Here is a 25369-nt window from a genome sequence, read left to right as displayed (position 1 = left end):
GATACTATTTCAAACTTACATTTCTCATTTGTCTCATAATCCAATTGTGTTTCCTGTTTAAATAGGCCGATGGATTTTTGGGATCATATTTTTTGGGATTGGGCAATACAGCAGCAATCCACGCCGCCTCCGATCTGGAAAGATTTTTGGAAGATTTTCCGAAATAATATTGAGCTGCTGCTTCTATTCCGAAAACGCCCTGTCCCATTTCAATGGAATTCAGATATCTTTCAAGAATAATATCTTTTCCCCAAACTTTTTCTATAATGAAGGTATACATGGCTTCCAAGCCTTTCCGGAACCAGCTTCTTCCCTGCCATAAGAAAACGTTTTTCGCTGTTTGCTGAGATATAGTGCTTCCGCCACGAATCTTTTTGCCTTTTTCGTTATGCTTCATTGCTTTCTCAATAGCAGTATAGTCGAACCCGTCGTGAATAAAAAACTTCTGATCTTCGGAGGCAATTACCGCTTTTTTCACATTATCTCCCATCTCATCATAGGAAATATAATCGCGGTGTAATTTTCCATATTTAAAAAGACCACCGATCTGTGTGATGGTAATTGGCGGATTAAAGAATCTTCCCCATATAATAAATACTACATTCAGTATCAGAATGATCAACAGAATTTGTTTGATTTTTTTCCACATAACTTTTTAATAGGAACTGCAAAAATAAACAAATACTCTTATTTATTGCAATTCCTTCATATATGTGAGTTGATAATCCGGCAGCAATTCCGGATGAAAGATTTTAATATAATCTTTAAGAACCAGATCTGATCTTACCACTCCGCTTTCAAAAAAATCATTGGCTTTTTGTATTTCTTTTCCTGTAATTACATATATTTTCCCTTTGCTAAAAACGTCTAATTTACTGTAAAGAGGATTCATGCTGAGCATTTCTTTTTTGGAAACATGATTCCCTGCATTTACCCAATACTGGACGTTTCCGGATTTTGCAAAAACTTCTTCAAAGCTCATAGGGATGGATTTTTCCTCTGTATTGTTTTTCAGGATATATTCAGCATTGGCATCTGAAATATAGTTGACCGTGGATGTATTGCCCCCGGGAAGGTACCAGACATCACCATACATTATATTCGCTAATACCAGAGGTCTGGTTTTAGCCTGCAGAGCCAATTGCTTCAATTCTTTATAATTCTTTTCTACTTCCTGGTATTTTGTTTCTGCTTCCTTATTTTTTCCTAATAATTTCCCGAAAAGCTTGATATATGCCGTTCTTTCAAGGGGCTTTTGCTCCATGTACTCATCCAGGAATATAATCTTGATCCCATTGTTTTTTAGTAACTGGTAAGTATTGTCGAAACTGGCAACATAGTTCGTAAAAATGGCGTCCGGTTTCAGGGAGATAATTTTTTCCACTTCATATTTCTGTTCATTTCCCACATTCAGAATTTCACCTTCTTTAAGCAGATTTTGAATTTTATCAGAATAGATATATTCAGGACTTGAAACTCCGGCAATCAGATCCTCGGCACCCAATTCGGTAATGTACCCTGCCATACTTGCATTGAGGAGGATAATTTTTTTAAAAGGCATCTGATCCGATTTGAAATCATAGGTGAAATTTCCCGATTTCAGCTGTAATATTCCGTTTTGCTCTTTGTACTGTAAACGGTTGGAAAGTAAAGTCCAATCTGAAGATGATATTTTTGGTTCTCTTTTACAGGAGGTTAAGATGAAAAGGATAAATAATAGTAAAATTCTTGATTTCATCTTTCAAAGAAAGCAAAAAAGTGTTATATTTGCAAACCTAAAACAGGGTGCATAGCTCAATTGGATAGAGCGTCAGATTACGGCTCTGAAGGTTGGGGGTTCGACTCCTCCTGCGCTCACCTCTTGGGATAAGTCTAAAAACGGTAGACTTATCCCTTTTTTATTTCTGCTTAAATCCTTTGTATTAGCATAAATGAGAATTACTGCTGAATTCAATCTTTGGGTTCGATGTCGTGTTCCATCAAACTGCAAATTTTCAGGGAACATCGAAACAATTATTTGCCTCTTCTGTTCAATATCCCCTTCTGAATAGAGTTTATAAAGATTTAGTATCTTACTATATTCACTTTTTAATAACCTTTCAATTTCCAAATTTTGATCAGATAACTGACTAAGATTATATTCTAACTTTTCTAATTTTTCTCGTGTGTCCTTTTTAATATATGCATAATCTTCATCATCTAATTTTCCATCAACTTTTTGGATTAATGCTTTTTGCAGGCGATTATTCAATTCTTCTACTTGTGTTAACATTTGTTTTCGGTCGATACCTTGCTTTTTGATTTTGTTGGAAAAATCCTCCAAGACTGCATCTACAAATAATTCCGCAATACCAGGTATAGGCATTAATTCCTTTAATTGGTATTCAAAGGCTTCATTTGCTAATTCTGCTCTAAAACGAACACCACATTGGGCATGGCAATGGTAATAATAGTAATACCGTCCTAAACGACTTTTTGAGGCGCTTCCTGTGAGCATACGCTGACATTTTGGGCACTTTAAAAATCCTCTTAATGGCAACTTATCCAAGGATACTATTTTTGGTTTAGGAAATTTCCTTCTTCTTCCATCAAGAATTTCCTGTACTTCATTAAATTTCCTTTCACTAATTATGGGCTCATGTTGTCCAAGAACGAATTTAGCTTCTTCATCTTTAAAAGCGGGTACAAAAATCTTTCCGCAGTATAACGGATTTCTTATGGCAACCCAAAGGTTATTACGACTAAATCTCCGCTTTCCTTTTGCTTTTTCCTTTACAAGTTTCCAAATTTGTTCCGTATTATAATTATTCTCTATTATTTTATCAAAGACCCATCTCAACAGTTCAGCTTCATCTTCTTTTATGGCAATATATTTCTTTTTATCTTCCGTAATTTTATTAACATAACCAAGCGGAGCAACGCCCATATAACGGCCTTCTTTTCTCGCTCTTCGCATACCATAAAAAACATTTAACGCACGACGCTCATTTTCCACTTCTGGAATGGTAAGGTAATGGGCCATCATTATTTTAGATTCAGGAATGCTCATATCAAGTGGCTGCTCAATAGCTTGAGGTTCTACTCGTAGAGAATGAAGGAGGTCGATATTCTGATAAGATTGAGATACATTTCTACTAAACCTGTCCCATTTTGTGAATAGAAGTAATGAAGAGCTTTTACCGTTCTTATTTTTCTTGAGATTTGAAATCAAAACATTCCATTCAGGACGATTAAATGTCTTTGCAGAGTGATCTTCTTTGTAAACATTTCGTACTGAAATATTCTTAATTTCACAATATCTTCTTAGTCGTTCTTCTTGATCACGTAATGAATAGCCTTTATCAGCTTGTTCATCCGTCGAAACCCGAATATACAAATCTGCTACTCTGTTCATATCATAAAAATTAGGTTGTTATTCTTTCCTTTTCCTATATGCAATATACTGATTTACTGCCACATCAGCAAGTTTTCGTAAGAACTCCAAAATAATTCCAGCTTCTTCCAAAGATACCGACGTACCATATTTTTCAAGGATTTTAACAACCTTTTCAGAGTTTAATTTTACTTTTGAAGACGTATTCGCAATTTCTATATTTTGTCCCTCTTCCTTCACTTTACTCAACTTTTAAATTGTGTATATAACCTGTTATAATAAAACCAATGACTAAATTAGAAGGTGGAAAAGCCAAGTTATTAAATAGCTATTATTGTCGTTATTTGGAAGTGAAAGTCTTTTAGAAAACTACTTTACTATTTGAAAATTAATCCTTCCCTTCAAATCAAAATGCAAAATAGCTTTAAAGGTTTTATTAGAATTAATTCTAAAATTTTCAATTAATGAAGATCTACTCGTAAAAAGAAGTTTAGAAATTTCCGAATTGGTTAAGGTTATACCACAAATTTTTCTCATCATCTGCCATTGGCAATTCTTTTCCGGACAATAAATGGATTTGTCGGTAATTGTTATTTGATTGATTTTACAAATTGGACAAAAAAGTTTTGGAATTGAACTCTCCAAATTTTCATACCATTTCATCTCCTCAAATTCTTCCAAATTATATTTAATATTTGATAAAAAGGTTGAAGGATCGATCTTATGATTGACTACTTGCATTATACTACTTTCCAATTTGGCAGCTAAAGGAATAATATTTTTTTTATATAAATTTTTAAACAATTCTTTACCCGTATCAGTAAGAGATAATTTTTTACTAAAATTCTCAATAAAATCATTTTCCAAAAGTTCTTTTATTGCTAAAGAAGTATTGAAGCCATTTTCAATAAGTTTAGTAAAAGTTATTTGTTCATTTAAATCATATTTTGTGCTATAGATGTTAGTTTTAATAACTTTTAAGGCCTCACCAATTTTAAACTCTGGTATATTCCAGAAGAAAAGCTTATAATCATCATAAATTTTAGAGTTAATTATTCTCCATCCTAATTGTGTGATTTCAACATTATAAATCTTGAAGTGGTACCCTGAAATATCCAACACTATTGTCTTATAAATTTCAAGATAACTCATAGAAACCGATTCAATGACCCTATTAGCAATCATTTCATAAATCTTGAATTCCCGAACATTAAGCGCAGAAGGAACTTTTTCTGTAATAATTATTCCGTGATGCTCTTCAATATTATTTTTTAATATTTGTTTGTTTAATAATCCCCATCTTAGGTTTTTTAATACAGGCTTAAAATCTTCTGTCAATTGGAGAATCCTTAAATTGTTGACCAAATCATCCCAAACCTCATATGGAATGTAGTTATTGCTTACTTTTGGGTAGGTAATGAATCTTCGCTCATATAGTGACTCAGCAATGTTAAGGGTTTCAAGTGGAGAGAAATTAAACAGATTAAAGGCTTCAATTTGTAAGTCAGAAAGATCAAATAATAAAGGTGGTTCTTCTTTTTTATTGTGTGTTTCAATATTCACCACTTTAGCCTGATCACTGGTAGAGATTAATTCATATGCATTCTCCGCAGTAATTTTATCCTGAAATTCAATTTCTGATATTAAATTAGTTCCGCTGGTTGCAAGTTCTACTTTAATCCTCCACGAATCCTCTCCCAGCGATTCTTGATTATCCTTGTAACTTTGGCATATTTTCGATAATACAGAAATATGATCCATACCAAAAGATTCAAGCCCATTTAAGATAGATTTTCCTCCCAAATTGGTAATATGGTATTGGATAATTCTATCTGCATATCTTTTGCATTTTTGAACCTCATAAACATGATCAAAACTTTTTGATGGTTTTAAATTTTCAAGGCTTCGAGCTATAGATTTTTCAGTTAAAGATTGTAGCCATAATCTTTCAAAGGGTTTGTTACATCCTAAATAAGTATATAGATCTCTAAAAATCATTTCCCCTTCTTCATTTGGTTCGGTAGCTACAATAATACTATCGCAATGATCCAAACAATATTTAATTTTTTGAAGCTGATTATTGAAGCCTTTTGATTGATTTTTAATCTCATCTAAGACTAAATCCTCTGGATTAAAAGATACACAATCCTTAGATTCATTGAATATTTGAGTTGAATTTCCCCATAATAAATCAATTATTTTACCACCTGTCCAGGTGACGATAAATTCGGTATTACTAAAGAAGCCGTCGTGTTTATCGACGGCTTCCACAACATTAGCAATTATTCTTGCTACAACTTCTTTTCCAGTTACTATAGCTTTCATAATATAAACTTAATTAGCCCATTTTCATTTTCCGTTTGTTTGTTTTTTGAGTTTCTTTTTGCTCAATATTAATTGGCTCGACTTGTCCGGTTTTTAATGGTTCATTGATAGCTTTCGTAGCTTCATGTGTCTTACCTTTATTATTTACTTCAATCTGGGTTTTATGATCTTCTGAAGGTTGAAGCTTTTCTTTAATTTTATTTTCAGGATCATTCTTAGAGAAATCCACTTTCATAGTATTTTTATTGTAAGTCAGGTAACCAGAATATTCTTGTCCTTCCCTGTCTTTCATTCCTGTTACAAACACAGTTCTGCCATCTTTTAGATTTTTATACTCTTCATCGGCTAGTTGTTTGCCATTAACAAACCTTGGGGCTTCTCTATTAAAAATAAACTCTGTAAAACCTTTATCGGCATTGAACTGAACATGGGAATTAAAATGTTTTTGCTTTGTTTCCGACCACATATTTTGGATGTAAACAGGTTCTCCGTTTTTCAAACTGGATTTCTGTTCGTCACTCAATTTAACGCCTTTAATTTCATCATCAATTTTTATACGATCTGCCCTATATGCCACCAGTTCATTAGTGTAACGATCAATACTAACTAGAGAAGGTATTTTTTCTCCTGTTTTTGGATTGGTTAGATCAACTACCCTTCCAAGGTTTCGGGTATGTTTAAGATTGTTTTTATCCTCATCTGTGAATGTATATCCTAAAAAAGGAAAATCTAACGAAGGGCTTTTTCGGATTCCGTGGATGACCATAACAGCTTTATCGTTTTCTCCTGGTTGTAACGATAATCTGGCATCAGTTCTTGTTATAGCAGATCCAAGGTTTAAACTAACGCTAATAATACCATCCGTCTTTCTTCCCATAAGAAGAGGTTCTAAAAACCCTTTTTTTTCTAAGCGTTCTTTACTTAATCCCAAACTGTTTAAAGTTTCCCAGTCTAATTGATATTCTTGAAAGCGATAGGTTTTTGTAGGTGTCGCATCTTGTACTACTGTCTCAGTTTTTGATACTTCTTTTTCTGTGGTTGTTGATTCTGGTGTTGCCATCGGTTGTTGAATTTGTGAATTATTTTCTATTGGTTTAATCTCATATAGCTTCATCATCTTTTCTCCTTCTTCGGTAAAAGTTTCAAGATGTTTTTGAAGTTTCCCAGCTACCTTCAATCCGAATTTATAAGGAACTCTGAAAAATTTGAATCGTGTAGGTTCTTTCAGTTGCCGGCTAAAGTTGGAAAAGAAATTGCTGAAAACATCTCCTTGTCTATCGACACGCATAAACTCCTGCTGGTTAGATTTACTGGGATCAATTGTTTCCATTTTGCCATCTTGCCCCATGCTTTTAACAGCCATGATCTTCTTTTTTTCCTGATCCATAACCAATATGATGTCGGTGAACTGATCAGGCAATTCTGGTTTTTGCTCTTTAATCTCTTCCATAAATCATTTTTTATTAAAATTAATGTGGTAGTACCTCCATATTATTTATTGTCTCACAGAGGCATTATTTGCCTTTTAAAGTCTATCTTATCTAGCCGCTGTAAAGCTTTCTCGAATAAATTGATGAACATCAGATAATTTATAATACAGCTTTCCACTTATTGAATAATAGGGAAGTTTACCACCTGTACGATATCTTTGAAGAGTCCGGCTGCTAACTTTTAACATTTCAAGCAAATCCTGATTATCAAGCAATACTTCTCCATCTATGGCAGCTTGGTTTTTATTATTCTTCTTTAATTGATCGCTCAGAATATCGAGACGATCTGTAATGCGTTTCATCCATTCCAGGAATTCAATTCTTTCAATATTCATTTTATTGCAACTTTGGTTTGATACAAAACTGGAAATATTGTATATCTTGATCCGCCAAGTTTTCCCATACCTTACCCATACGATTTGCATTTTTTTGAAAAAATCTCATAAATAAAAAAAGCAACCAGAATAAACTGATTGCTATTAAAATGTAGTATTGAGTAAAGATTAAAACCTCTTGGCAAATATTGGCTTAACTTGGCATTAAATTCGTATAATACTGTAAATCAACTGATTGAAAATTCACAAATCCTTGTTCATATATTGTTCTAAATTCTCTTTGAGCTGGTCAAGGAAAGCAGTTTTACTTCCTGCCCTAACTTTCATACGGTGAAACGCATGATGAAGGTCACCGACATCTATACTAAAGAGCTCGGAGAAAACATTACATATCTTAGAAATTCCGAGCCTACCATTCGAAAGTGCTCTGGACGCATGCAGCGCATAAATTAATTCAATCAGTGCATTTTTGGAATCCGTCCAGAAAAGATCATGGTAATTTTGATAATTGATCGATTTTGAAAATTCTATATCTTTATCAGGATTTAGTCGCAACATAATGTAATTATTGATCAAATCATTTGCAATTATAAATGCAACTTGGCTATCATAGTAGGTTGAAAATTGATAATCAATGTCAAAGGCAAAATTTTGAAGTCCCCATGTCACACTGATATTTCCTAGTCTAAAATAAATATCATCCTGATCCTCTCGTAAAGATCTATAGTACCTATAGAATTCGGAATTTGCAAAATGTTGCTTGAATTCTTTTTGAAGTAAAGTTTGTTGGTCGGTGAGATGTTTATAATAACAACCACCCTCTTTAACAGGGCTTGTTGTCTCAATTTTAAATATTCGATTATAATAAATGAGTTTACCCTGAATACCTGGTTTAATTTTCTTAAAAAACTCTATTTCTTCAGAAGGTGATTCAAAACCAATTCTCAGAACATACTTTTTTAATTCAAGTAAAGATTCATTGAGAAGAGACATCATTTGACAAACCTCTTCAATCACTTTTGATTTTTCAAATGTCAGAGTACATTCCTGCTTTTGGATACGTTTATAAATGTTATCATAGATAGTATTTCTCATAGCAAAATATCATTTTACGAAGTTTAAACTATCAGGCCCGGTATCAATATTAGTTCAAAAAATACAATATTTCCCAACCAAGAGAATATTATTATATCTCCATCTATACTATTTTTCCATATTGAATAACAAGTAACACCTGGTAAATGTTCATTAGGTTTTCATTACAAGAATAAATAAGATTATGATATTTTATTAGGCCAATTGATATTTGCCCTTTTTTATAAAATATTTGAACCTAAGAATCAAAAATTTGCAAACACCTATAATACAAAAAGATACACTATTGCTTTTCATGAAGGTGATTTAATTCAGGGTCGTTTTTAATGCGCTCCATCTCACTTTTTACAATGTATTCAATATCCTTTTTAATCTTTTTATAATTATCCTCAATGATTTCTTTCATACAATCATTCCCTATAGAATTTTTAAAAGAGACAATCTCTGGTATTTTGTAATAATTTTTCGCCTCATCTGACACTTTCGCAGTATCAATTACTATCTCAGAATGAAAGATTTTCTGTTCAATTCTTTCATCAAAATTATCAGTAACAGCCCCGACGAACATCCCTTGAGACAGGTTAGAAATTTTAGAGGCTGGAATTAGTGAATCTAATTGGGTCGAAATAGAAGTTGAAGTATCATTTCGGTTGATGGTCATACTTTGTCGCTGTTGTAGTACTTTTCCAAATCGTTCGGATAAATTTTTAGCTGTTTCTCCGACCACTTGTCCACTGAAAATATTTCCCACTGTATTTTGAATAACTTTACTTTCTTTGTCTCCATAATCCCTCGTTAATTGTGAAAAATCCTGAAAGCCTAAACATACAGCTACCTTATTGCTCCTTGCGGTAGCAATTAGGTTATCAAGTCCCCTAAAATAAATGGTAGGCAGCTCATCTATGATAACCGAGCTTTTAAGCTGTCCCTTTTTATTGATTAATTTCACAATCCGTGAATTATAAAGCCCTAATGCCGCTGAATAGATATTTTGGCGATCCGGATTATTACCCACACATAGTACTTTCGGGGATTGGGGATTATTAATATCCAATGAAAAATCATCTCCCGACATTACCCAATATAACTGGGGAGAAATCATTCTTGATAAGGGGATCTTTGCTGAGGCAATCTGTCCTTGCAATTGATCCTGAGCTCCCCCTTTCCATGCATCCATAAACGGCGATAGATAATTCTCTAATTCAGTGTAAGAGGTTAGGATAGTAAAAACATCGGAGTACTGTTTATTTAGCAATTCTATTGCATGGGGAAAGCTGCAATATTTGCCGTTTTCGTAAATCTTTAAAAACCAAATAATGGCTGCTAATAATATGATAGGGCTTTCTACAAAAAAATCTCCTTGTTTTTGAATCCAGGTTCTATTTAGATTGAGCATAATCGTATAGGCAGCTTCATATGCATCTGAAATATCGGTCATAAACGCCGGATTGAGTGGGTTGCAACGATGACTTTTCCTTGGATCATCAAAATTGATGATATAAAATTGAGGTTTAACTTCATAGCTATCTCCATACTTTAACAAATGATTATAGGCAATAGTCGAAAGATCATCGAACTTAAAATCATATATATACATGGAAAATCCTTTTTCTATATGCTGTTTAATATAATTGTTCACAACAGCATAGGATTTTCCTGAGCCAGGTGTTCCTAATACAATGGTTGCTCTGAAAGGGTTTACCACATTGATCCAGCCTGAATGCCATTTTTTATGGTAATAGAAACGGGTTGGAAGATTAATAGAATATTCATTTTTGATCAGACGGGTTTCCTGGAGAAAGCTTTCATTTTCATTATTAAAAATATCCGTCATTAAATTATTGCGAAGAAGCCTGCTCATCCAAACTCCCGCCATAAGAAGTAAAATATACCCAATATTTGTAGTAAGGATATAGATATTATTAGATAATTTTAGCAAAGGAAAATTTAGAAAAAACAGCGCAAAGCCAACACTCAATGCTGCAATAATTTTTGCCCATGTAATCTTTGAGTTTTTCACTCCTTTCGTCCCTAAACAACTTAATGCCAATAGCAAAAGAGCGAAAACTTTAGTATAAATAATATGACTGAAAAGTCCAGCTGTCCGGTTGAAATTAGTCAATATTTTAGCGATTATATCCAATGTCCATCCACGTTCCAAAAAGAAACCGTAGCAGAACCAATAAAAATGCATTAATACCAGAATAATGCTGACAGCCCTCATAAAAGCCATTATTTTGGCTAATCCTCGTAAATCATCTTCTCCCTGCATAATAAATTTTTCTGTAAAATATAATTATGCACTATAGTTTTATGAAAGAGTCTTTGAAAGACTTATTTTGGAATTTATTGTCTACATCCCAAGGTCTTTTCTTACTTGAAAAATAAAATTTTGCAAATAGATTTCATTTTCACAGGCAATCAATTTTTTCGCATACATGAAATTGGCCTTATTTATTTCATAAACATGAGCTGAGCTCAAAATTTGAATTATTGACTCCTGAGGGCTTTTACTCCATTTAGTAGAATACAAATGCAAATAAATTTTGCTGCTTAAAGGAAAGCCGATATATGCAATCTCTTTTACATCGGGATTAAAATATACATTTATTTTATCGCGGACAGTTGCAGCTCCAAAATCTCCCAGCAGGAAATAATCTTCCTGATTTTTAGGAACTTGTAAAACCCAGCTCATCTCTCCCATTGTTTCTATAATATTATCCGCTAATTCATCAAAATTATTAGTATTTGTATATTTTACTTCCTCATCAAATTTAAATGCTTTAAAAAATTTATCTTTAAGTCCGTCAACTGCATGTTCCATAATATCTTTCATTCCATTGAAAATGGCATCGTCCATTCTTCTTTTAAAATCAGGTGTTCTAAATTCACCAATTACACCATAACGGGCAAAATACATTAAAGCAGAATCTACTTCTGTAGAAAATTGATGCGAATCAATAAAACCAACGATTGTTTCCAAATGCCTGTTAAAATCCTTTTCAAATTTATCATTCAATTCATTTTCAATACTTGTATAGTCTAAATCATTTTCTGACAATCGTATAGTGTTAAGATTTTTTTCGCTGAAGATATTTCGTGTTCCATTACTTTTAAATAGATTATTTTGATTCTTATCATACAAATAAATACCACCATCTTCTTTATTAAAAAAGTTTTTGATATGAATTTGTGATATATAATGATGGTTTTTGGGGATGCTCATAATTAAAAATATCAATAATAATGGGTTAAGTTTCCTTTTCCAGTCAATGTTTATTAATGGAATATTATTAAAATTCGTTAAATTTAACTATAAAATTGTTTTAAAGGGAAGTCAATCCCATAAAATTTAGGAATCCAAAATATATCAATAGATATTTACTTTAAATCCTTAAATTTCTATACTTAATTCTCTCATAAAATAATGATCGAAACGCAAATACATATTTCAGTAAATAGGAAAACAGATATTGATATGATCAAAAATATTTTGATCAGAAACAAAATAGAGTCACCTGTTTATATTACAGAGTATGGAGAACATTTTGCGATTAATTTCACAAGTACTTATGAAGAATGGGAACTTGACAAGTATATTTGTGATGCGTTTCCTGGATATGAACTCACGACAGATTTGCACCGAGGTAGAAAAGAAATTCGATTAGAAGTCTCAAGGTTTCAATCAAAACTGTGCACAACGGATTGGGGATATCCGATTGATGATCCATTAAATGAAACTAAATATTTGATTAAAAAAATAACGGATGTACCAGTTCAATTTAATCCTGAAATTAAGGTGCTTTTTGGATCTGATGAAAGAACTTATCATATCAATATAATCCCAGGTATCAATAATTCTACTCATCAAAAAGGATTTCTGCTACTAAAAGAGTTTGAGAAGGAAGCAGATCCTGAAACGGCAGAATTTTTCCCTGACACTTTGTATGAAACCCAACTTGATGCTTTCTACAGGGGGAAAGATCGATTAGAAAATGTTGTAGATAAAGATTACGCAGAATATTTGGCGTTTAAAAAGAAGAAAAAACAACAACGTGAAAAGATTCCCAGAAAAATAGTCCGTGAATTTATCAAAGGCTGTAATAATAATGATTGTGACACTATTATAAAAAATATATCGGAAAATCTCCATTTTGAAATAAGAAAAAATTGGCGGCAAAAATTAGTTGTTGATGGCATTGAAGAATTTAAAAACTATGTCGATTGTTCTTATCAGGAAATTTGCAGCCGGGATTTTAAAATTAAATCATCTTGGCTATTCCGTGATGATGATATTGCCATAAATTTAGAAACCAGCCTCCCACCTAAAGAATCTGAAGAGCCTATAAAAGGATATTATAGAATTGGAATGAATTTCAGATTGATTAATGAAAATATTACACAAATTATCGTCGAAATATGAATATAATACTTTTCAAATCCTATTTTATGGTTTGATTTCCTTTTTTTCAAAACAAATCGTTTCTTCATATTCAAAACCATCTTAAGCGGCTTTTATGGTTTCCGAAATCAAAATAATTTTACCATCAAAATCGTTGTTATCATCTTTTATCTCGGCATTATCTAGGTTGTCTTGTAATGGTCATAACACATTTAAGTAACCGCTATGAGTAGCGGTATGACGAAAGCGGTGTCGGACTTTTTGTGGCAGTGATTGGTCGAATTATGACAAGAAAAAAGGCAGCAGTTTGCTACCTTTTCAGTCCGATTTTAAAATGAATTTTATCTTACCCTTTCTCAAAAGTAATGGTTACATTTCCAGAACCCAATGCAGATGCCAAACCTGTTACATCATCTACCGAACCTAATTTTGTATAACTGTAAGAGGTTGAAAATATTTTGTAAAACAATACCAATGTTTTTGAACCGTACAACATTAAATCCCCGTTTTTTATGGTTCCGGGATTGGATGAATTGGTCGGCAGGCTGTTTGGCAAATCATAATATTTCTCGTTTGCGTTCAGCTCAACCATATTAATGGTTAAGGGCAGCATTTCCTTAAATGCCTTTGCCGAATTGTTATCTAAAAGCGTAGCTGTAAAGGTTTGTGAACCTACCTTTATTTTGACCTTACCGTTAGCCATAGGAGTAGTGTTTTCAGGAGTGTTATTTGTGTTGCTGTTATCTTCATTCTTATCACAGGACGAAGCACTGCATACCATCATTATCATAAAAGCCATAATCATTAAAAAAGAATGTTTCATAACTGTGGTTTTTATTTCAGATTGTCTTTAAAGAATGTTTCCAACTTGGCGAAAGGAATAACATCAACCTTGTCGTACAAATCAACGTGTACCGCATTCGGGATAATCATTAGCTCCTTTGGTTCTGCTGCGGCTTTATAAACATCTTCACTAAAATAACGGGAATGCGCTTTTTCCCCGGCGATGATTAAAAGCGGTCTTGGCGAAATCTCCTTGATGTAGGTCAAAATCGGCATATTCATAAATGACAAGGCATTGGTAGCGTTCCACGCACCTGTTGAGTTAAGGGAACGTTCGTGATAGCCTCGTGTTGTACGGTAATAATCGTGATATTCCTTCACAAATTGCGGTTCATCGCCTTTCAGCTTTTCAGGGTTTAATATCGCCCCGGGGTGGAATGTTCCTGCTTCTGCATCTTTCCAACGCTGTTCGCCCAACTGCTCCAATGTTTTTGTACGCTGTTCCAATGTAACTGCATCATTATACCCTTTGGACATTACCCTTGTCATATCGTACATGCTGGTAACGGCAACGGCTTTCACACGTTTGTCAATGGCTGTAGCGTTTAGTGCAAAACCACCAAAGCCACAAATACCGATGATGCCTATTTTCTTGCGGTCAACGTTTTTCTGTATACCAAGGCAATCTACTGCTGCGCTGAAATCTTCTGTATTAATATCGGGCGAAGCAACGGCACGAGGTTCGCCGCCACTCTCGCCAGTATAGGACGGGTCGAAAGCCAATGCGATAAACCCACGCTCGGCCATCTGATTAGCGTACAATCCCGATGATTGTTCTTTCACAGCCCCGAAAGGTCCGCTAATGGCAAGTGCCGCCAATGGCTCACTGCCGTGATTTTTCGGGATGTACAAATCGCCGGATAGTGTAATGCCGTAGCGGTTTTTAAAGGTTACTTTTTGGCGGGTTACTTTATCGCTCAATTCAAATGTATAATGGTCTTTTTGCGCTGTCTGTTTCATTTCTTCTTTTTGTTTATTTTGTTGGCAGGCTCCCAGTACAAACAGGGGGATTGCTATTAGTATGATTAACTTTTTCATTTACTCTCAATTTTAATTGGTTGTCTTATTAGCTTCAGTAAATTCATCGTCGGTTACAGCTTGCAGCCAGGTTACCTGCTCATCATCTTTATAATTGGTAATGGCAATATGAACCATTTTGGTAGTAGCTGTTGCGCCGTGCCAATGCTCTGTATTTTCGGGGATATTAATCACATCGCCTTTTTTGATAGGCTGTGCCGACTTGCCTTTTTCCTGATAAAACCCGTTGCCCTCAATAACAAGCAATACCTGTCCTTTGGGGTGCGTGTGCCAGTTTGTTCTTGCACCTGGTTCAAATGTTACGCTGCCTGCCGAGAACTCATTATTCTTGTCTTTTACTATCAATGGTGTTAAGAATGCGTTTCCGCTAAACCATTCGTTAGATAATTTATCTCCTTTTGGATAAAGGGAATTGTTATTTTGCTCGTTCATATTTTCTTGATTTTTATTATTATTACAAGCGATAAGTAACGTTATCGCAATTACACTTACAATTAATACTGCTCTATTCATTAATCTATTTCTTTAATAATCTTTGCAGGAATACCGCCTACAATTACGTTGTCGGGAACGTCTTTTGAAACGACCGCACCTGCTGCTACTATGGCATTTTCGCCGACGGTTACGCCTTGCATAATGGTAGCACCTGCGCCAACCCAAGCATTCTTTTTGATATGGATATGCCCGGTGGTTAGTGTCGCTCTTGTTCCGGGTGTTACGGGGTGTCCCTCTGATAGCAGGCTGACCTTTGGTGCTATCAGTACATTATCTTCAATAGTGATACCGCCCAAATCGAGAAACACGCAATCAAAGTTGATGAATACGTTTTTGCCGATTTTGGTATGCCGACCGTAGTTGATATGTAGCGGTGTAAATACGGTTGTGGTGTCGTCAATCCCGCTGCCTGTAATTTGGCTCAATAAACTTCTTATTTCGTTGGGGTCGGCTGTGCCGTTCAATCGCAGCAGCAATTTCTTTGTATCGTTACAGGCTTGCCCTATGTTGGAATATTGAGGGTCGCTGAATGGTACGCTTTGCCCATTGCGTAACCGTTCAAATATGTCTGTTGTTGCTGTTTCCATTGCCTTACATTTTATGATACAAAGTTAAAAATAAAGCCTTACATCGGTTTTGCTGTAAAGCTCAAATTACTTTTCTGTAAGGCTCAATTTTAAATCTCTGTCGGTGGTATGCCGTATTGCTTTTTAAATGCGGTAGAGAAGTGGGAAAGATTTTTAAAGCCAACTTCTGTATAAACCTCCTGTACTTTTTTCTTTTCTTCTTTGAGTTTGATGTAAGCCATTTCCAGACGTTTATTGATGAGCCATTTTTGCGGTGTAAGGCTGCTAATCTTTTTAAAATCCCTTTTGAATGTTGCTAAGCTTCGTCCGGTAAATGATGCAATTTGTTCCATTGAAAGCTCCTGCATATAGTTTTCGTTCAGAAACTCCAATAGGTCAATCTTCCAAGGGTCGGCGAAGTCGAAAAGTATCGGGTAAAATTGCTCCGAACTGTTGAGCAAAGCATAAATTCCCTCCAATAATTTTAAATGGGTTACGCCTTCTGTCGGCTTCATATTACTGTCAAAATATGGGGTAAGCGACTGGAACAAACTTTCTATTGCAGGGCCTGGCTTTAGCTTGAAAACTTTTTTATCGGATATAGGCACATCTTTGGGTATATCTGCCTTATTCATTTTGCTGTAAAACTCCCGCAATACATTCCGTTGAAACGTCAGGGAAATGCCTTTGTAGAAATCTTCCCCTTTACTGTTCTTGAACATTTGCAAACGGTTATCTCTCCTGATAAATGCACATTCCCCCGCTTTTATAATGGTCTTTTTATTTCTGTCAACAATTACCTGCTCGCCCGAATAGATATAAACCAAAACGTGTTCGGGTTTGGAGTGAACGCAATGTGTGCCATATTCGGAAAAGCACGAAAGGAAAATCCCCGAATAGCTTAACGTATCGTATTTATCTTCTTGCTGTACATTCATAATCTGCTTATATTATTCCTGTACAAATTTAGAAATTTTGTTCCTGTTATACTTTTCTGTGAGGTTCATTTTGCTTTCCTGTAAAGCTCATAAGAAAACTATTGATTTCTTTTGCGTTTGTGCTTCTTCTTCATTCTATTGGCAAAAGCCTGTTCCTCGTAGTCCTCGCCCTGCGCTTCCGGCAATAGCCAGCCCAATCCGTCAATCAGTCCTGTATCATCATTCGGTTGTTCTTTATCAAGGAAATCAAAAAGCCTGTGGGTTTCTTCTTTTTCATCCTCAACGTTTATTTCTTCGGCTGATAATGTAATGGTCCTTTTCTGCTCTGTATTTTGGCGTTGCTCTGCTGTCTGTTCTTTCCACCAGTCATTAAACACATTTGCTGATAGGTTTTTGTCCAACGCTGAACCGTTCCAAACGGTACGGCTTTCATGGTCAATAAATGTTATTCCATAAATACGTCCTTCTTCACTTCTGCGGATTACTGTATTAATCCCTTGTTCGATAAGTTGACTTTTAAATTGAGATTCATTTTTACTAATTGAAAGTACTGATTCAATGGTATTTTTAAGAACGGCTTTTACATGATGATTTTTCAAAGCTTCTTTTGCTTTAAGGAACCTTTCTTTCAATGAATTAATCCCTGCCACTTTTCCGAACTTTGAAGCTTTAATAGGGTTACTTACTTTTTCTCCATTTTCATTTAATGCAAAATATACCAACCCTTCTCTTGGTTGTCCATTTATTTCACCCTTCACTTTTTCAATGGTAATATTAAATAATGATAATAGAGCATTATAACCACCCAAAGTTTGATATTGGTAATAATTGGGTAAATGTCTGACAACAGAAGCAATTTGACTTTTTATATCGCCAACTTGGTAATCAACTGGCTTAAATAATACTTCATTATTTGATCTTTTTTCTTCATCTGCCGGAATTAAACCATATCTTTTTTCAAGATCCCTGCATATTTTCATGGAACGAGGGTGATCATAGGAATCCGAAATTTTTCTGCCCGTTTCATCAATACAAACTGAAACAATGTGTAAATGAGTTCTATCAATATCAGTATGTTTATAAATAATATAGGGCTGATTTCCATACCCCATCTTATCCATATATTCCTCTGCAATTTGAATGTATTGTACATCGGTAAGTTTATCGTCCGGATCAGGATTAAGTGAAATATGACGTACCGGGACTTCCGTTTTAACATTGGCAGCCAGATAGGGTATAAATGAATGATAAAGAAGATTGGTATTGTATGTATTATTGATCGTTTCCGGAATCTTATTTAATCCCAACACTTTTCCCAGCCCACGATCAACTTTAAGCTGATTATAGGATATAGCCCCATATAAATTTCCTCCCTTACCGATTTTCGCGATCATTTCTTCAACGTGTTTTCAAGATGTTTCTCTTCAAATTCTTTTATCAATTCTATAATCTTTTTACATATCAAAGAAAGTTCAACCGTTTTTTTCTCTAGGCCTTGTAAGGAAAGTTGTGCTTTTTTCTCAGAAAAATTCTGGTGCATTAGCTTAACAATTTGATTATAATTAATCCCAATACCTCTAAACTGCGCATACAATTTGGTGAGCTGGATATGAAAATCCATCGAAGCTTTATCTATTTTAACAGTCTTAATAGGTTTTTGAAAGATACAGGCAGTGATAAAGTGCGCCATAACTTTTAATCCGGACTCTTCAAATAGCGATAAGAATTTGGCATTTTCATTATCCGTCAAACTGATGGAATATCGGTGAACCGCAGGATCTATCTTAGGCTTTCTCCCACCCTTTCTATTTCTTTTTTCTTTTCCTTGTTCCATAATATGTTTTTATTACAAACTACGACTTCGGAGTAGTTTAATCCCGGAGGGCAAGTGGTTTTGAGCAGCGGAATTAATTTCAAGCTGCTCAAAACATAACTTGCTCTGTTCCGCTGAACAGTTTTCTGTTTTAGGAGTAAACCTCTACTCTTAAACTTCCCCCTTTGCAAAGTAAATAATTGAAAATGAAAGTATTGATATGGCAATGAGCGCCAAATGATACTCCCTTTTAGCCAAATGATGCCAATTAAATTTTTGCTTTACCTATATCTTTTCTTTTGTGCATATCAATAGTTCACTAAACATACAGGATTAAATGGATAGACAATTATGGCAATACATAAGTACATACCTACGTAGCTACGGCAGAACTGCCGTAAAGACAGATGCCCGGATATGAACTAATATCAACCTACTAAAATAGGTACGGAGTAATTTTTAGACTTAGGTAATTATAGTTTTAGGGGCACATATAAATAGGGTTATTTATATCAAATCCTATACATCCGGAAGTACCTGCCGCTTAATGATCATACATCAATAAATAAAGCCCAATGTAACTGAATACCACTCAACACATTTATACAAACTTAAAAACATGCACATATGAACAAAACAACAACAAAATTCATCGCTTTTTCATCCCAAAAAGGAGGCGTTGGAAAAAGTACATTTACTACACTGGCAGCAAGTCTATTACATTATAAACTCGGGTATAATATAGCGGTTTACGATTGCGACTTTCCTCAGCACAGTTTAATTAAGATGAGAGAAAGAGACATGAGTGCGGTAATGGAAAATGAAATATTCAAAAGGCTTGCCTATAAACAGTTTACAACAATTAATAAAAAAGCCTATCCGATCATTCAGCACAAAGCAGATGGTTTATTGGAATCAGCCTATCAATTGGTGAATTCATCCGACTCACCAATTGATGTTATATTTTTTGACTTACCGGGAACAGTAAATACTCCTGGAATTATTCAGGCATTAATAGGGATGAACTATATTTTTACCCCAATAACCGCTGACAGGGTGGTTCTTGAAAGCACGCTCGCTTTTACCCAAATCATGCAGGATGTTATTATGAAAAATAACGACACGTCCATCAGAGCCATCAATCTTTTCTGGAATCAGGTGGATGGAAGGGAGCGTTCCCCCCTTTATTCTATTTACAATGCTCTTATCAAGGATCTGGGTTTAAGTCTTATGGAATCTAAAATTATAAATTCCATGCGTTTCAGAAAGGAAAGTGAATCGGAAGCTAGAACTGTTTTCCGCTCTACCCTTCTTCCACCGGAAGAAAAACTACTGAAAACATCCGGTTTTGATTTATTTATGAATGAATTTTTAAGAATTGCTGAATTATAAGATATGGGAAATGATAATAAAAATAACAAAGCCCCTGAAATCAATGAAGAACTCATGATGTCATTTATGGCGAAAGGTGTTCAGAAAGAAGGCATTGAAATAAAGGAAGAAATTATTCAAACTGAAAAAAAAGAAAAAAAGCTGCCTTCCACAAGGCATCATAACCAAGCAAAGGGTAATTATGAAGAGCTTTTTTTTAAACGTTCAGATACCAGTGCAAGGGATGGAAAATCGGTTTATATTCGACAGGACTTTCATGAAAAGCTTCTCCGCATAGTTCAGGTTATAGGTGGAAACAAAATTACTATATATGGGTATCTGGATAATATTCTTGATTATCACTTTCAGGAATTTGGTGATCAGATCATTTCAAGCTTTAATAAAAATAATAAACCCATTCTCTAATTGTTAAAGTTATGGAAATACTTATCCTTTCATGTCTGGTAATAATTATTGTATTATTAATAGATAGTAAAATAAATCAAAAGGCCGACACTTCAACTCATCTACCCGTTAATGAAAAAAGAACTAATTGCAAAGATATTATTGGTGCTACAAAATCAGATTACAGCCAATTCCAGACAAATGATGCCCTAAAAGAACAAATTGCAAAATCGGTTTCGAGCACTCCTACTTTTGAAATAGAAACAGACCAGAAAATGTCTGAACTTAAGGAAAAGGCAAGTGGGTCAAAGGAAAATGTGGAGAGTGAGCTTAATGCAGAGGAAGAAGAGGCAATTTGGAGCGATCAAGATTTTTCTGAAGATGACATCGGTTTCACCACGGGGGTAACCTTGGACGAACTATCAACTGTGGGGGCAATACTTCAGAATGAGGACCCGGAGCCTGCCCTTGAAAAAAAAGCAGTTGAAATCGTTAGAAAAATACAGGGAACCGAACTGCTCAGTCTTCTGGAACAACAAATTGAAGGCGCTTCTAAAAGAATTGCAGTATTACTGGATAAAAGCCATACTGAAAACTCAGATTCCGGCCCACCCCTTTCCAAAAGTAATTTTAATGACTTTGACATTGGGCAGTTTGTATAACTGCCCATGTTTTTTAAAAACTAAAAAATATGGAAAGAGAACTCCCAATAATTACAATCGATAAACATCAGTTTACAGTGGACGGGGAAAAATTAGAACTCCGAGAAGTGGGTGATCCGGAAACAGTCATTCCATTTAAGAATATGCATGAAAATGAATCTGGCTATTCATTTTACTACAACAAAGATTTGATAAAAGAAGATAATTGCATTTTCGCAACGGTATTCACAGAGTTTGAAATACCTGATTTCGTACAAATAGATCCGGTAGGAATAGCCAAAAGATATGGGTTAACCATAGATGAAGTTAAAGGTAAAACGGATTTTGATATCATGGTAGATCAGAAAGCATTTGATCTTCGAATAAATAAAGGAATGTTGCCTACAATCAATATAGCAGGGCATACATTTTATGTTGATTTACGAATGAAAATGCTTCGACCTAAAGATGACTTCCTTTCCAATGGAATCCATTTTGAGGAAATTGACGACTATTTCTCAGAAGAAAGAAATGCTTATTTGATTCCTTACAATCCTAAAACCCACGAGTTTCAAGAATTTGATTGGGAAAAGTGTACTGCTTTTCCTAAGGATATTATTGCTATTGAATTTCCTTTCCAAAAATATTTAGATCCCATTGGCTGGAATAGACTTGGAGGATGGAACCCAAAAGATGAGCTTAAACATATCGGACTAAAGTCTCATCATCAGGCCAAGGTCATCCCATGGGAACAAACAGAACTTAAAGATATTATTAAAGAAAATTTGAAAAATTTAAAGATAAAACCTAATACAAGCAAACCGAGTTTAAAGGGCAGAAAAAGATGAGAATTTCATACTGCCACACTTTAAACAACATCAAAATTTAAATCCTATCAAAACATGATAGGATTTTTTTTGTCAGAAAATTCTTCTTCCACGGGTGTTTGCAAAGACAATGAATGACAAATAACGCCCCATCCGGATAGGTAAAAAATACAGCCTCCCTCCTTATCAATTTTGTCCAAAGGCTTGCATTAACAGCCTGAAAATTAACAATTAACAAAATAACATCATGGACAAAAACAAAAGAAAATTAATGCTCCTGGGTTTAGCATTATTTATTTCAGGAAGCGTAATGGCACAGGGAAATGGGGCTGCCGGAATTCAAGAAGCAACCCAAATGGTCACCTCTTACTTTGACCCTGCAACCAAACTAATCTATGCTATCGGTGCAGTTGTAGGGCTCATTGGTGGGGTTAAGGTATACAATAAATTTAGCTCCGGTGATCCGGATACTTCCAAGACGGCAGCGAGCTGGTTTGGCGCCTGTATCTTCTTGATCGTAGCGGCAACTATTCTAAGATCATTCTTTCTTTAATCCTTAACCTATGAGTAATTATAATATTAATAAGGGTATAGGCCGAACCGTTGAGTTTAAAGGGCTAAAGGCGCAATATCTCTTCATTTTTGCAGGAGGACTGCTAGGAGTACTCATTTTGGTTATGGTAATGTATATGGCAGGCGTCCATTCTTATATCTGTTTGTTTACCGCAGCCTCCGGTTCGCTCACAATTATCTGGCAGACTTTCTCATTGAATGGAAAATATGGCCAGCACGGACTGATGAAGCTTGGCGCAAAGAAAAGATACCCGCGCTATATAATTTGCAGGAAAGCCATTTTTAGATATTTCACATCATCCAAAAAATAATTTACCCATGAGAAATATTTCGAAAACGACCACTTTGGAACATAAGTTCCCATTATTGGCTGTGGAAAACAACTGTATCATTTCGAAAGACGGTGATGTTACAGCTTGTTTTCAAGTCCATTTACCTGAACTTTTCACCGTTTCCTCAGCCGAATACGATGCTATACATTCTACCTGGCATAAAGCCATAAAGACAATGCCCGATTATACCATTATTCATAAACAAGATTGGTTTATTAAAGAGAACTATGCTCCGGATTTATCGCAAGAAGATCAAAGCTTCTTATCTAAATCTTATCAGAGACATTTTAATGAACGACCCTTTTTAAATCACTACTGCTACCTCTTTCTGACCAAAACTACAAAGGAAAGAATGCGCCAACAAAGCAATTTCAGTTCACTTTGTAAGGGTATACTTATACCAAAAGAAATAAGGGATAAAGAAGTTATCCGTCGATTTCTTGAATCGGTAACTCAATTTGAAAGGATCATCAATGACAGCGGTCTTATTACAATAGAACTGATGAGTGAAGAGGATATTGTAGGATCAAAGGAAAATCCCGGTTTATTGGAGCAGTATTTTACGCTATCCAGGGACTCTTCAACGGCGATGCAGGACATCGCCATTGGGGCTGAAGAATTAAGAATCGGGAATAAAAGGCTCAGCCTTCATACCCTTTCCGATACCGATGATCTGCCTGCCCAAGTTTCCTCACATTCGAGGTATGAAAAACTAAGTACGGATCGAAGTGACTGCTTATTATCGTTTGCTGCTCCTGTCGGGCTTCTACTCAGCTGTAATCATATTTACAATCAATACCTTTTCCTGGATAATAGTGATGAAAACCTAAGAAGGTTTGAAAAATCAGCTCGAAACATGCATTCATTAGCAAGGTATAGCAGGGCTAACCAGATCAATAAAGAATGGATTGATTTGTACTTAAATGAAGCTCATAGTCAAGGCTTATCTTCCATACGTGCCCATTTTAATGTCATGTCATGGTCCGAAGAAAGTACCGAATTAAAGCAGTTAAAAAACGATACCGGAAGTGCTTTGGCGCTTATGGAATGTAAACCACGCCATAATACGACAGATGTCGCTACTTTATTTTGGGCGGGCATTCCGGGAAATGCTGGTGATTTTCCAAGTGAAGAAAGTTTCTATACGTTCATAGAACCTGCTCTTTGTTTTTTTAATGAAGAAACGAACTACCAGAATTCGCCCTCACCTTTTGGAATTAAGATGGCTGATCGGTTGACAGGAAAACCCATTCATTTGGATATCTCTGACCTTCCCATGAAAAAGGGTATTATTACTAATCGTAATAAGTTCATATTAGGACCTTCCGGTTCGGGAAAATCTTTCTTTACCAACCATATGGTTCGCCAATATTATGAACAGGGCGCCCACGTTTTACTCGTCGATACAGGAAACTCCTACCAGGGATTATGCCAGCTCATTCATGGGAAGACTAAAGGATCTGATGGGGTTTATTTTACGTACACCGAAGATAATCCTATTGCATTTAATCCTTTTTATACTGATGATGGCGTATTTGACATCGAGAAAAGGGAAAGTATCAAAACCTTGATTTTGACTTTATGGAAACGTGATGATGAACCGCCGAAAAGATCCGAAGAAGTCGCCTTATCCAATGCGGTGGCTGGGTATATCGAGAAGATTAAATATGAAGATGGTTACCCTTCATTCAACGGGTTTTATGAATATGTGAAAGGGGATTTTAGAAAGGTATTGCAGCAAAAGGAAGTTCGTGAAAAGGACTTTGATATTGCCAACTTCCTGAATGTTCTGGAACCTTACTATAAAGGAGGTGAATACGACTATCTGCTAAATTCTGAAAAGCAGCTGGACCTCCTCACCAAACGCTTTATTGTATTTGAAATTGATGCCATTAAGGATCATAAAATCCTCTTTCCTATAGTAACTATCATTATTATGGAATCTTTCATCAATAAAATGAGAAGGCTCAAAGGAATCCGGAAGCTAATTTTAATTGAGGAAGCGTGGAAAGCCATAGCCAAAGAAGGTATGGCGGAATATATAAAATACCTCTTTAAAACGGTCAGGAAATTTTTTGGCGAAGCCATTGTCGTTACCCAGGAAGTCGATGATATTATCCATTCACCTATCGTCAAGGAAAGTATTATCAATAATTCAGACTGCAAAATTCTTCTGGATCAGCGGAAATATATGAACAAGTTCGATGATATTCAGAAAATGCTCGGACTCACCGACAAAGAACGTTCACAAATCCTTTCCATCAATATGAATAATGATCCCAAACGGCTTTACAAAGAAGTCTGGATCGGGCTTGGCGGAACCCATTCTGCGGTGTATGCCACAGAAGTTAGTACAGAAGAATATCTCGCCTATACCACAGAAGAAACCGAGAAACTGGAAGTCATGGACCTTGCCTCGGAGTTCGACGGAAGTGTTGAGCAGGCGATTAAAAGAATTACTCTACGAAAAAAAGAAAATAACATTTCTATTAACTCTTAAAATTTAA

25 protein-coding genes and 1 tRNA gene are annotated in these 25369 nt (G+C 35.1%); 9 read left to right on the top strand and 17 right to left on the bottom strand.

Annotation, left to right across the window (positions count from 1 at the left end; translation table 11 throughout):
• Window positions 1–4: 4 nt before the first annotated feature.
• Window positions 5–649, bottom strand: coding sequence for a monofunctional biosynthetic peptidoglycan transglycosylase (gene mtgA / locus BCF58_RS05115; protein WP_121460697.1), 645 nt, complete (start codon window positions 647–649; stop codon window positions 5–7).
• A gap of 42 nt (window positions 650–691) precedes the next feature.
• Window positions 692–1738 (bottom strand): ABC transporter substrate-binding protein, encoded by a 1047-nt coding sequence (locus BCF58_RS05110; protein WP_121460696.1) that lies wholly within the window; start codon window positions 1736–1738, stop codon window positions 692–694.
• Window positions 1739–1783: 45 nt separating this feature from the next.
• On the opposite strand from BCF58_RS05110, the gene BCF58_RS05105 reads away from it, so the two are divergent.
• Window positions 1784–1857 (top strand) — tRNA-Arg (locus tag BCF58_RS05105).
• Here BCF58_RS05105 and BCF58_RS05100 read toward each other — a convergent pair.
• The 8 genes from BCF58_RS05100 to BCF58_RS05065 form a co-directional block, all read right to left on the bottom strand.
• Window positions 1811–3394 (bottom strand): recombinase family protein, encoded by a 1584-nt coding sequence (locus tag BCF58_RS05100; RefSeq protein ID WP_121461052.1) that lies wholly within the window; start codon window positions 3392–3394, stop codon window positions 1811–1813. The genes BCF58_RS05105 and BCF58_RS05100 overlap by 47 nt on opposite strands.
• Before the next feature lie 18 nt (window positions 3395–3412).
• Window positions 3413–3613, bottom strand: a complete 201-nt coding sequence (locus BCF58_RS05095; protein WP_147462031.1) for a hypothetical protein — start codon at window positions 3611–3613, stop codon at window positions 3413–3415.
• 129 nt (window positions 3614–3742) lie between these two features.
• Window positions 3743–5698 (bottom strand): type IA DNA topoisomerase, encoded by a 1956-nt coding sequence (locus BCF58_RS05090; RefSeq protein ID WP_121460694.1) that lies wholly within the window; start codon window positions 5696–5698, stop codon window positions 3743–3745.
• A gap of 13 nt (window positions 5699–5711) precedes the next feature.
• Window positions 5712–7148, bottom strand: coding sequence for a DUF3945 domain-containing protein (locus BCF58_RS05085; protein WP_121460693.1), 1437 nt, complete (start codon window positions 7146–7148; stop codon window positions 5712–5714).
• 87 nt (window positions 7149–7235) lie between these two features.
• Window positions 7236–7523 carry a helix-turn-helix domain-containing protein gene (locus BCF58_RS05080; protein ID WP_121460692.1) on the bottom strand — a complete coding sequence of 96 codons (288 nt, stop codon included), beginning with the start codon at window positions 7521–7523 and terminating at the stop codon, window positions 7236–7238.
• Between the two features lie 243 nt (window positions 7524–7766).
• The gene (locus BCF58_RS05075; RefSeq protein ID WP_121460691.1) at window positions 7767–8618 is read right to left on the bottom strand and encodes an RteC domain-containing protein; all 852 of its coding nucleotides are present in this window, start codon (window positions 8616–8618) and stop codon (window positions 7767–7769) included.
• Between the two features lie 283 nt (window positions 8619–8901).
• The gene (gene mobC / locus BCF58_RS05070; protein ID WP_121460690.1) at window positions 8902–10890 is read right to left on the bottom strand and encodes a conjugal transfer protein MobC; all 1989 of its coding nucleotides are present in this window, start codon (window positions 10888–10890) and stop codon (window positions 8902–8904) included.
• 81 nt (window positions 10891–10971) lie between these two features.
• A complete protein-coding gene (locus BCF58_RS05065) occupies window positions 10972–11844 on the bottom strand; it encodes a DUF4238 domain-containing protein (protein WP_121460689.1) in 873 nt (290 codons plus the stop codon).
• A 201-nt stretch (window positions 11845–12045) separates the two neighbouring features.
• Between BCF58_RS05065 and BCF58_RS05060 the strand changes: the two genes are divergently transcribed.
• Complete coding sequence (locus BCF58_RS05060; RefSeq protein ID WP_121460688.1) at window positions 12046–13041, top strand: hypothetical protein; 996 nt, start codon at window positions 12046–12048, stop codon at window positions 13039–13041.
• Window positions 13042–13366: 325 nt separating this feature from the next.
• On the opposite strand, the gene BCF58_RS05055 is transcribed toward BCF58_RS05060, so the two are convergent.
• The 7 genes from BCF58_RS05055 to mobA all read right to left on the bottom strand — a co-directional run bounded on the left by BCF58_RS05055 (window position 13367) and on the right by mobA (window position 18734).
• Window positions 13367–13843 (bottom strand): cyclophilin-like fold protein, encoded by a 477-nt coding sequence (locus BCF58_RS05055; protein WP_121460687.1) that lies wholly within the window; start codon window positions 13841–13843, stop codon window positions 13367–13369.
• Window positions 13844–13854: 11 nt separating this feature from the next.
• Window positions 13855–14901 carry an alpha/beta hydrolase gene (locus tag BCF58_RS05050; protein ID WP_121460686.1) on the bottom strand — a complete coding sequence of 349 codons (1047 nt, stop codon included), beginning with the start codon at window positions 14899–14901 and terminating at the stop codon, window positions 13855–13857.
• Between the two features lie 12 nt (window positions 14902–14913).
• Window positions 14914–15333, bottom strand: a complete 420-nt coding sequence (locus BCF58_RS05045) for a (R)-mandelonitrile lyase (RefSeq protein ID WP_121461051.1) — start codon at window positions 15331–15333, stop codon at window positions 14914–14916.
• An 80-nt stretch (window positions 15334–15413) separates the two neighbouring features.
• Window positions 15414–15983 (bottom strand): sugar O-acetyltransferase, encoded by a 570-nt coding sequence (locus BCF58_RS05040; protein WP_121460685.1) that lies wholly within the window; start codon window positions 15981–15983, stop codon window positions 15414–15416.
• Between the two features lie 89 nt (window positions 15984–16072).
• Window positions 16073–16900 (bottom strand): helix-turn-helix domain-containing protein, encoded by an 828-nt coding sequence (locus BCF58_RS05035; protein WP_121460684.1) that lies wholly within the window; start codon window positions 16898–16900, stop codon window positions 16073–16075.
• Between the two features lie 98 nt (window positions 16901–16998).
• Window positions 16999–18294, bottom strand: coding sequence for a conjugal transfer protein MobB (gene mobB, locus BCF58_RS05030; RefSeq protein ID WP_121460683.1), 1296 nt, complete (start codon window positions 18292–18294; stop codon window positions 16999–17001).
• Complete coding sequence (gene mobA / locus BCF58_RS05025) at window positions 18291–18734, bottom strand: conjugal transfer protein MobA (RefSeq protein ID WP_121460682.1); 444 nt, start codon at window positions 18732–18734, stop codon at window positions 18291–18293. Before mobA ends, mobB begins: the two co-directional genes overlap by 4 nt.
• Before the next feature lie 606 nt (window positions 18735–19340).
• Here mobA and BCF58_RS05020 point away from each other — a divergent pair.
• The 7 genes from BCF58_RS05020 to BCF58_RS04990 all read left to right on the top strand — a co-directional run bounded on the left by BCF58_RS05020 (window position 19341) and on the right by BCF58_RS04990 (window position 25362).
• The gene (locus BCF58_RS05020) at window positions 19341–20105 is read left to right on the top strand and encodes a ParA family protein (RefSeq protein ID WP_121460681.1); all 765 of its coding nucleotides are present in this window, start codon (window positions 19341–19343) and stop codon (window positions 20103–20105) included.
• Window positions 20106–20108: 3 nt separating this feature from the next.
• Entirely contained in the window at window positions 20109–20510 is a 402-nt protein-coding gene (locus BCF58_RS05015) for a DUF3408 domain-containing protein (RefSeq protein ID WP_121460680.1), read from the top strand.
• Between the two features lie 11 nt (window positions 20511–20521).
• Window positions 20522–21151 carry a conjugal transfer protein TraD gene (locus tag BCF58_RS05010; protein WP_121460679.1) on the top strand — a complete coding sequence of 210 codons (630 nt, stop codon included), beginning with the start codon at window positions 20522–20524 and terminating at the stop codon, window positions 21149–21151.
• Window positions 21152–21180: 29 nt separating this feature from the next.
• Window positions 21181–21978, top strand: a complete 798-nt coding sequence (locus BCF58_RS05005) for a hypothetical protein (RefSeq protein ID WP_121460678.1) — start codon at window positions 21181–21183, stop codon at window positions 21976–21978.
• A gap of 250 nt (window positions 21979–22228) precedes the next feature.
• Entirely contained in the window at window positions 22229–22510 is a 282-nt protein-coding gene (locus BCF58_RS05000) for a DUF4134 domain-containing protein (RefSeq protein WP_449384891.1), read from the top strand.
• Between the two features lie 10 nt (window positions 22511–22520).
• Complete coding sequence (locus BCF58_RS04995) at window positions 22521–22841, top strand: DUF4133 domain-containing protein (protein ID WP_121460676.1); 321 nt, start codon at window positions 22521–22523, stop codon at window positions 22839–22841.
• A 7-nt stretch (window positions 22842–22848) separates the two neighbouring features.
• Window positions 22849–25362 (top strand): TraG family conjugative transposon ATPase, encoded by a 2514-nt coding sequence (locus tag BCF58_RS04990; RefSeq protein ID WP_121460675.1) that lies wholly within the window; start codon window positions 22849–22851, stop codon window positions 25360–25362.
• Window positions 25363–25369: the final 7 nt, after the last annotated feature.

Origin of the sequence: Chryseobacterium defluvii (genome assembly GCF_003634775.1) — a bacterium.
GTDB classification, from domain to species: domain Bacteria; phylum Bacteroidota; class Bacteroidia; order Flavobacteriales; family Weeksellaceae; genus Chryseobacterium; species Chryseobacterium defluvii.
This window is presented reverse-complemented; position numbering and strand designations above follow the sequence as displayed.

Coding starts and splice junctions, on each gene's coding strand:
- BCF58_RS05000 (WP_449384891.1), top strand. CDS start 22,229: ATGCTCCTGGGTTTAGCATTATTTATTTCAGGAAGCGTAATGGCACAG.
- mobB (WP_121460683.1), bottom strand. CDS start 18,294: ATGATCGCGAAAATCGGTAAGGGAGGAAATTTATATGGGGCTATATCC.
- BCF58_RS05060 (WP_121460688.1), top strand. CDS start 12,046: ATGATCGAAACGCAAATACATATTTCAGTAAATAGGAAAACAGATATT.
- mobA (WP_121460682.1), bottom strand. CDS start 18,734: ATGGAACAAGGAAAAGAAAAAAGAAATAGAAAGGGTGGGAGAAAGCCT.
- BCF58_RS05075 (WP_121460691.1), bottom strand. CDS start 8,618: ATGAGAAATACTATCTATGATAACATTTATAAACGTATCCAAAAGCAG.
- BCF58_RS05085 (WP_121460693.1), bottom strand. CDS start 7,148: ATGGAAGAGATTAAAGAGCAAAAACCAGAATTGCCTGATCAGTTCACC.
- BCF58_RS05040 (WP_121460685.1), bottom strand. CDS start 15,983: ATGGAAACAGCAACAACAGACATATTTGAACGGTTACGCAATGGGCAA.
- BCF58_RS05065 (WP_121460689.1), bottom strand. CDS start 11,844: ATGAGCATCCCCAAAAACCATCATTATATATCACAAATTCATATCAAA.
- BCF58_RS05035 (WP_121460684.1), bottom strand. CDS start 16,900: ATGAATGTACAGCAAGAAGATAAATACGATACGTTAAGCTATTCGGGG.
- BCF58_RS04990 (WP_121460675.1), top strand. CDS start 22,849: ATGAGAAATATTTCGAAAACGACCACTTTGGAACATAAGTTCCCATTA.
- mtgA (WP_121460697.1), bottom strand. CDS start 649: ATGTGGAAAAAAATCAAACAAATTCTGTTGATCATTCTGATACTGAAT.
- BCF58_RS05020 (WP_121460681.1), top strand. CDS start 19,341: ATGAACAAAACAACAACAAAATTCATCGCTTTTTCATCCCAAAAAGGA.
- BCF58_RS05045 (WP_121461051.1), bottom strand. CDS start 15,333: ATGAACGAGCAAAATAACAATTCCCTTTATCCAAAAGGAGATAAATTA.
- BCF58_RS05050 (WP_121460686.1), bottom strand. CDS start 14,901: ATGAAAAAGTTAATCATACTAATAGCAATCCCCCTGTTTGTACTGGGA.
- BCF58_RS05010 (WP_121460679.1), top strand. CDS start 20,522: ATGGAAATACTTATCCTTTCATGTCTGGTAATAATTATTGTATTATTA.
- BCF58_RS05110 (WP_121460696.1), bottom strand. CDS start 1,738: ATGAAATCAAGAATTTTACTATTATTTATCCTTTTCATCTTAACCTCC.
- BCF58_RS04995 (WP_121460676.1), top strand. CDS start 22,521: ATGAGTAATTATAATATTAATAAGGGTATAGGCCGAACCGTTGAGTTT.
- BCF58_RS05055 (WP_121460687.1), bottom strand. CDS start 13,843: ATGAAACATTCTTTTTTAATGATTATGGCTTTTATGATAATGATGGTA.
- BCF58_RS05005 (WP_121460678.1), top strand. CDS start 21,181: ATGGAAAGAGAACTCCCAATAATTACAATCGATAAACATCAGTTTACA.
- mobC (WP_121460690.1), bottom strand. CDS start 10,890: ATGCAGGGAGAAGATGATTTACGAGGATTAGCCAAAATAATGGCTTTT.
- BCF58_RS05090 (WP_121460694.1), bottom strand. CDS start 5,698: ATGAAAGCTATAGTAACTGGAAAAGAAGTTGTAGCAAGAATAATTGCT.
- BCF58_RS05015 (WP_121460680.1), top strand. CDS start 20,109: ATGGGAAATGATAATAAAAATAACAAAGCCCCTGAAATCAATGAAGAA.
- BCF58_RS05100 (WP_121461052.1), bottom strand. CDS start 3,394: ATGAACAGAGTAGCAGATTTGTATATTCGGGTTTCGACGGATGAACAA.
- BCF58_RS05080 (WP_121460692.1), bottom strand. CDS start 7,523: ATGAATATTGAAAGAATTGAATTCCTGGAATGGATGAAACGCATTACA.